We start from the raw sequence: 602 nt of genomic DNA on the forward strand, positions 1-602 counted from the left end.
AGAAGCAGCCATCATTGAAAGAGTGCGTAATAGCTCACTGGTCGAGTGACGCTGCGCCGAAAATATACCGGGGCTAAACACACCACCGAAGCTGCGGATTGACATCTACGATGTCAGTGGTAGGAGAGCGTTCTAAGGGCAGTGAAGGTCGATCGTGAGGACGGCTGGAGCGCTTAGAAGTGAGAATGCCGGTATGAGTAGCGAAAAAAGAGTGAGAATCTCTTTCATCGAAAGCCCAAGGTTTCCTGAGGAAGGCTCGTCCGCTCAGGGTTAGTCGGGGCCTAAGCCGAGGCCGAAAGGCGTAGGCGATGGATAACAGGTTGATATTCCTGTACCACCTAAATCCGCTTGAACGATGGGGGGACGCAGGAGGATAAGGAAAGCGCGCTGCTGGTTATGCGCGTCCAAGCCGTGAGGAAGTTGAGCAGGCAAATCCACTCAACATTAATTCCAGGCGGTTATGGGGAGGGAAATTTAGTACCGAAGTTCCTGATTTCACACTGCCAAGAAAAGCCTCTAGTGAGGAAATAGGTGCCCGTACCGCAAACCGACACAGGTAGGCACGGTGAGTAACCGAAGATGATCGCGAGAACTCTCGTTAA

1 rRNA gene is annotated in these 602 nt (G+C 52.2%); it reads left to right on the top strand.

Going from position 1 to position 602, the window contains the following annotated elements:
* Positions 1–602 (top strand): 23S ribosomal RNA (locus tag CHH48_RS19075); the annotation flags it as partial.

The organism is Terribacillus saccharophilus (assembly GCF_002272075.1).
Lineage (GTDB): Bacteria > Bacillota > Bacilli > Bacillales > Amphibacillaceae > Terribacillus > Terribacillus saccharophilus_A.